At 43.9% G+C, this 6642-nt stretch carries 6 protein-coding genes; 5 read left to right on the forward strand and 1 reads right to left on the reverse strand.

Going from position 1 to position 6642, the window contains the following annotated elements:
- Positions 1-444: 444 nt before the first annotated feature.
- Positions 445-1179: a hypothetical protein gene (locus ASV53_RS21775; protein ID WP_189337940.1), complete on the reverse strand. Its 735-nt coding sequence runs from the start codon at positions 1177-1179 to the stop codon at positions 445-447.
- Positions 1180-1454: 275 nt separating this feature from the next.
- Here ASV53_RS21775 and ASV53_RS21780 point away from each other — a divergent pair, with 275 nt between their 5' ends.
- The 5 genes from ASV53_RS21780 (at position 1455) to ASV53_RS21800 (ending at position 6360) form a co-directional block, all read left to right on the forward strand.
- Positions 1455-2360, forward strand: a complete 906-nt coding sequence (locus ASV53_RS21780) for a LysR family transcriptional regulator (protein WP_239928885.1) — start codon at positions 1455-1457, stop codon at positions 2358-2360.
- Between the two features lie 109 nt (positions 2361-2469).
- Positions 2470-3153, forward strand: a complete 684-nt coding sequence (locus ASV53_RS21785; protein WP_189337941.1) for a spondin domain-containing protein — start codon at positions 2470-2472, stop codon at positions 3151-3153.
- 9 nt (positions 3154-3162) lie between these two features.
- Positions 3163-3891, forward strand: a complete 729-nt coding sequence (locus ASV53_RS21790; RefSeq protein ID WP_094958658.1) for a spondin domain-containing protein — start codon at positions 3163-3165, stop codon at positions 3889-3891.
- A 218-nt stretch (positions 3892-4109) separates the two neighbouring features.
- Complete coding sequence (locus tag ASV53_RS21795; RefSeq protein ID WP_094958661.1) at positions 4110-4850, forward strand: response regulator transcription factor; 741 nt, start codon at positions 4110-4112, stop codon at positions 4848-4850.
- A 130-nt stretch (positions 4851-4980) separates the two neighbouring features.
- The gene (locus ASV53_RS21800) at positions 4981-6360 is read left to right on the forward strand and encodes a sensor histidine kinase (protein WP_094958659.1); all 1380 of its coding nucleotides are present in this window, start codon (positions 4981-4983) and stop codon (positions 6358-6360) included.
- Positions 6361-6642: the final 282 nt, after the last annotated feature.

The following is a 6642-nucleotide window of genomic DNA, read 5'->3' on the forward strand; positions in this document are numbered from 1 at the left end:
ACTTAACGATTTATCCCTCTCTGCTCCTGGGTTAATAAATTTAAGTTTGTAAATAGCACTACAGTGAAACATTCAATTAATAGTGATCTGTCTATAATTCGCCAAACTGACAATCATTTTATTGAACATACATTTTGAAATAACGTATCATTCCCTTTATAGTGATCCATAAAGTGGAGTGGTAAAGTTTATTTTATTCCACCGTATAAACAGAATTTTCATCTGCCTTCTCCATTATAATTCTCTTTTAAAGCATCTCCGCCTTAGTGTTTTAAACCTCATTTTAAATAGTGGCTATAACACAACTCCAACGCCCCCTCTCTGATAGTGATTTACCCCATTTTACATTGCCTCTTTTTATCTCCTCGTTACCTCAAAAATCAAAACACAAAAAACCACGAGGCAAATACATTGCTCTCGCGGCTTTATCGTAATTATTCGAAATTAGAAATAATAGTTAGCTTGTAGCCATGCCACTGTGTCATCTTTATCCATGTTCAGCTTGGTATTCTTCGCTGTGTACTCTACTTTTGCCCCCACACTCACCTTTTCGGCAACCATAAAACCACCACCGGCTTCAACTTGAGCCAGATTGGCATTGGCTTTACGCATATGCGTCACTTTCGGGTTCACATAAACCCAGTGCCCCTCATCAAAGCCATACATTGCATAGATGCCACCTTGGTATAAGGTATCGGTAGATTTTGAGCTAGCTCCGCTCTTTGGTTCATTGTCTGAACGGGTGTAGCCTACACTTGCCATCGGGAATACACTGATATTATCCGTGACTTGGAATTTATAGATTAAACCAGCTAGGACTGTGTTTGTTGTCGATTTATCGCCATTCTGTAGATTGGTTTGGCCACCTAAAACATCGACTGAATAGCCAAGACCATCGGTAACATGGAAATAACGGCCACGGTAATTAACATCGCCTCCCTTGCCTTTATCATCGGTTTTATTTTTAACACCAAGGTCTAATTGGAAAATATTTGAGCCAGAACCATACATGCCGTTTAATTGGGTATGATCTTTCGATGCACTCACCCCTAGAGTTGAAAACGATGCTGTTGGGTCACCGTAATTAATATCTTCTTGTGCTTGTTCTTGCGCTGCCACGTTCATTGCCATTGCCGCAACAAGTACTGCGCCTGCTGTTTTAACCATTGAAAATTTCATGGAACACCTCTTAGACATAATCATATTTTTGATAAGAGACTTCATTCCATGAAATCTAATTAATTATTTTTAAACCACCCTCGTTCGGTGTGATGTCATATTACGTCGAATCAGAAAAACGGTTAAATCAGGTTCTTTAAGTTAGACTTATACCTCGCTGAAACTAAAAAAAGACAAGAAGTTAAGCTACGACAAGCCAGCACACGCTTTAATCAATTCAAGAACACACATTGAATAGCCTTCATTGCAAAGAATAGGTTACGGTATGGATACGGATGACAAAAAGAAATGAGGGGGGAAAAATGTTAATGACACCAGAGCGATTACACTATTTGGTTCTTGTCACTGAAACAGGATCATTTTCAGCAGCAGGGCGAAAATTGGGGATCAGTGCTTCAGCCGTTAGCCAAGTGATCCAAAATATGGAAGTCGACCTCAATCTTAAAGTTTTTCGCCGAGTTTCAGGCCAAGCCCCAACATTGACCGATGTCGGAAAGTCCATGTACTTACAAGCGCTAGAGATCATCCCACGCCTCGAAGCTATTGAGAAAAAGGCACTTTCATTTCAAAGCGGCATTGAAGACAAGATTACAATTGCAGTACATGGCTTTACTATGTATCCCAAGCAACGTGAAGGGATCACCGCTTTACTCAAAGCCTTTCCAGATTTAAGTATCAATTTAGTTGATATCGAAGATCACGCATCCACGCTTATGGGACAGCCCAGCTCCCCAGATATTATTATTGCCCCAGTACAACTTAGACAGAGCCGCGGCGTTGAGAGCTTTATTCTGGATCGGATCCAGTGGCGGTTTGTTGCTGCGCCCGCTCATCCACTCGCGCAAGTTCGTAGCCAGCTTTCAGTTCAAGATTTACTGCAATACCATCAAATACTGCCTGCAATTTCTGACTTTGCGAATGAAGACCTTATTGAGTCACTGCGGTTTAGCTCTAACAGCATAAATTGTTCACGCTTTTATCAATATCGTGAGCTACTCATCTCTGGAGCTGGGTTTGGACTTTATCCAGAACAACTTGATCCGCATTTATTTGAAAACAACATTTTGCAAACACTCGCTCTGGACTTTAGTGATACCGACATGACTTGGGATATCGAAATGAAGTGGACCAACGCGATAGGCCCAGCAGGCACTTGGTTCATAGAACATATGATGTCGTAACGACGTTCAGTGAGATATTTTACGCTGTGAGAAATTTATGAGAACTTCGCGAGAAGATTGCCAACTTTAACCGCCATGATTGAATTATTACCTCATTACATGACGGATTATCACCATGAAAATACGATTGGCACTTCTCGCAATAACTGCAGCACTGAGCACAGCATCGGTAACAGCGCACGCTGCCAGCATCGATGTCTCTATCACCAATGCCACCAAAGGTATTTACTTCACTCCTTTGCTAGTCGTTGCTCACAGTAGCGATATTCATCTTTTCCAAGCTGGTGTCGCCGCTTCCCCTGAAATCAAAGCCATGGCAGAAGGCGGGGACATTTCGGGTTTATCATCGCTCGCAGCAAATGCAGGTGCCGTGGTTTCAGAAAACCCTGCCAGCGGCATTCTTAATCCCGGCATATCTGCCACAGCAAGCCTAGATACAGGCTCATTTCATCGGTTATCACTAACCGCCATGCTGTTACCAACCAACGATGGCTTTGTCGGTTTAGACAGTTGGAAGATCCCCTCTCAACCAGGCACTTACACCATTCGACTTAATGGCTACGATGCAGGTACAGAAGCAAATGATGAGTTAGCCGCCAGCATGCCAAATCCACCTTTCATCACCTTTGGGTCTGGCGGCACAGGGGTCGAAGCCACCATTAGCAATGACAAAGTTCACATTCACCCTGGTAACCTTGGTGACGGCGATACCACTGGTGGAAAGAGTGACTTGAATAGCGGTATGCATCGTTGGTTAAATCCTGTTGCTGTTGTCACTGTAACCGTGAAATAAGGAGGCACTATGAATACGCGCATACTTTTACTTGCCGCGAGTGTCGGGTTACTCGCTGGTTGTCCTGATGATGACACACACTCAAATAACGATTCACCGCCGGCTTCACCTCCTGTTCAAACTGATGCGGCAAAACAATATGAATTGACGGTAATCAATTTAACCGTGAGCCAACCCTTATCGCCACTGGCTGTCTTAACGCACAGTAGTGGCTACCAGTTATTTCAAGTCGGACAACCCGCCTCTATCGCGTTAGAGAAAATCGCAGAGAGTGGTGATAATACAGATTTGCTGGCTGAAAAAGACAGTAACGATAATGTCACTATGAGCTATTCAGGCACTGGGGTCATTTTGCCGGGTAGTACAGATTCACTAACGTTAGATATTGTTGGCGATGACGCAAATCAACTGTCCATAGCAAGCATGCTGGTCAATACCAACGATGGTTTTGTCGGAGAAACGGGGATCGACCTGAGTACCATCGCTATAGGTGAAAGCTATACCATGAATATGCCAGTCTGGGATGCAGGAACTGAAGCCAATAGTGAAACCAGCGCATCCATTCCTGGGCCAGCTGCTGGCGGTGAGGGCTTTAATACCATCAGAGATGACGATGATAAGGTGAGCTTTCATGCTGGAGTCATCAGCCTTGATGATGGCTTAACAACCTCAGTGCTGACAGCCAGCCATCGCTTTTTAAACCCAGGGGCAAGGTTGAGCATCACCCGTATAAAGTAAGTAATGCCAGCACGAACACTCAAATGAAATATTTGCATCTCCACACGGTCTTATAACCAACATGATGCGTGTGCGCCCTATTCGTCGGCGTACAACGCATCAGTAGAAACTGTGATATACAGACCGTTGTGGAGTGAATAATGACAGCGATAAAACACACGTCAAACACAGCAACCTTCAGTACCGCTTCGCACTCAGCAGCTCGCGAGCCAAAGTCGATGAGCATTCCCCCTAGCACCGTCGAGCAAGGGCAAATTTTGATAGTCGAAGATGATAATGATCTTGCAGAATTAATCGCAATGCACCTGTCGCTACAAGGCCATGAGACTACCCGTGTCACCTCATTAGGCGTGGCGCAATTGCACCTTAGCCAAACCCAGTATGACTTAATCATACTTGACCGTGGTTTAGAGGATGGCGATGGCATTACGCTGTGCCAGTCACTGCGTCATAAGCAAAATTGGTTACCCGTATTAATGCTCACCGCACGAAATAGCGAAATAGACAAAGTGGCAGGCTTAGAAGCAGGCGCTGATGACTACTTAACAAAACCTTTTAGTGTGCTTGAATTTCAAGCCAGAGTACGCACTATTTTGCGCCGTAGATCGCATCGTTCAAGCTGTGCGTACCACTCAGAAGGCGACACGCATATTCCAGCGACACTGTCATTGAACGGCTTGGTGATTAACCCTGAATTACACCATGTAGAAATTAACCATCATGCAGTTCAGCTCACCGCCACCGAATTCACCTTGCTCTACTTTTTAGCCCAAAAGCCCGGTCGAGTTTACAGCAAAGAAGAGTTGCTGCAGCAAGTATGGCAAACCGATTTCTCAGGCTATCAACACACGGTATGTAGCACAGTCAATCGCTTACGCACAAAACTGGAACATGCGAACCCAAATCAACCTTTTATCCACACAGTCTGGGGCGTGGGTTATAAATTTGAAGCTGCATAAATCATTAAATACTCAAATTGGTACTTAGCTTTTGTTTAGCTTTGGCGCTCAACTTTGAAGGGCTTACACACCAATTAGCAACACCAATCGGTGACAGGGTCACAAGTAAGAGAGAGAAAGGAGTCCAGAGATGAACTTTAAGCTCAGATTGTTATTACTCACTAGTTTTTGGTTTGCCTTGTCGGCATTAGTGATTGGCTCATTCGTTACTCTACAGCAAACCCATACAGAGCAACGCACCCAGCAAATGCTTCATCGTGATCTTGCCGCCCATATGCGTGACGATAGCCCCTTGATGGAAGGGACAAATTACAACCCGAAAGCGCTTAAATCCATTTTCCATACGCTGATGTTGCTAGGACCAGACTTTGAAATTTACTTTCTTGATCAACAAGGAAGGGTTCGTAGCCATGCCGCGCCAGAAGGAAAGGACATTCCAGCTCAGGTGTCACTAAAACCGATTGAACAATTTCTCACTCAACAAACATTGCCCATTTTAGGTGACGACCCTCGAAACCCGGCACAAAAAAAAGTTTTCTCCGTTGCTCCAATCACTGAATTTGGCTCGGTGGTTGGTTATCTGTATGTAGTCATTGGCAGCGAGCAACGCAGTTTATTAGATGCAGAATTCAGTATGCTGCCTATCGTGCACATACTGAGTCTCGCCATGTTGCTTATTTTTAGCTTTAGTATGCTAATTTACTGGCTAGTAAACCGTACTCTACTGATCCCCATCGCCGCTATGAGCCAAGGGCTACAAGCACAATCTCGCGATAATTTTTGTTTACAGCCTGATTTTATCAAGCAAGTACCAGAACTACGCCCGATTAGTCAGCACTTCTACCAAATGTCACAGCGGATACAGCGTCAGTTTTTACAACTGCAGCAACAAGAAAGTACGCGTCGTGAATTACTGATGCAGCTAAGTCATGACCTAAAAACACCGCTCTCTAGTGTATTGGGCTATTTAGAAACGTGGCAACTCCAGCAAACAGCATCCAACCCTTTAATCGCCACCGCGCATCGAAACGCCCAAAAGCTGGCCATGCAACTGGAACAGCAATTGACCCTGGCGCGTAGCCAAAAACCACAACCCGAACCACAATTTGAATTAATAGCGCTGGCGCATGTCATTGAGGAAAGTATCGAAAGCTTGGCCGTCCATGCCAGCCGTAAACAAATTAAGGTTAACCTAACCATGTCAGAAGCAACGCAGATCCAAGGGGATAAACAATTACTCCAGCGTCTTTTTGCTAATTTACTAGAAAATGCTATTCGCCACGCACCCGCTAAAAGTAGAATCAACATCCTGTCAGATAGCCGTAAACACGGGGTAAGTATTTCAGTACAAAACGATGTAGATCCAGATGCCCCATCCGGTGATCTTGGGCTCGGCACTAAAATCATTCAATCCATTCTTGCTTTGCACCAAAGTAAACTGTCGACCTTAAAATCTTCCAGCCACTACAATCAAAGTTTTGAATTACCCAACACGCATCACGCACATTGATAAGCTGCATAATAATGCCTTAATTTCCGCCAACTATGCCACTTTTCATACGGTTAATTCCATGGCGAACTCTCAGTGCAATCGAAGAACTAAAAAATTAACCATAATGTGATTAAAAAAGGAAAATTCCTGTCAAATAACGCTAGACAACCCCCTATATCTTGGTATGATTCTCCTCGGCCTGTAATCAGACCTATTCAATGTAATAAATATTATGCTTTAAGAAATCTTCGCTGCATCTGCTATACCAGTTAATGTCATGAAGTCTTCCCTGTCATAAAT

The organism is Photobacterium sanguinicancri, assembly GCF_002265265.1.
GTDB lineage: Bacteria > Pseudomonadota > Gammaproteobacteria > Enterobacterales > Vibrionaceae > Photobacterium > Photobacterium sanguinicancri.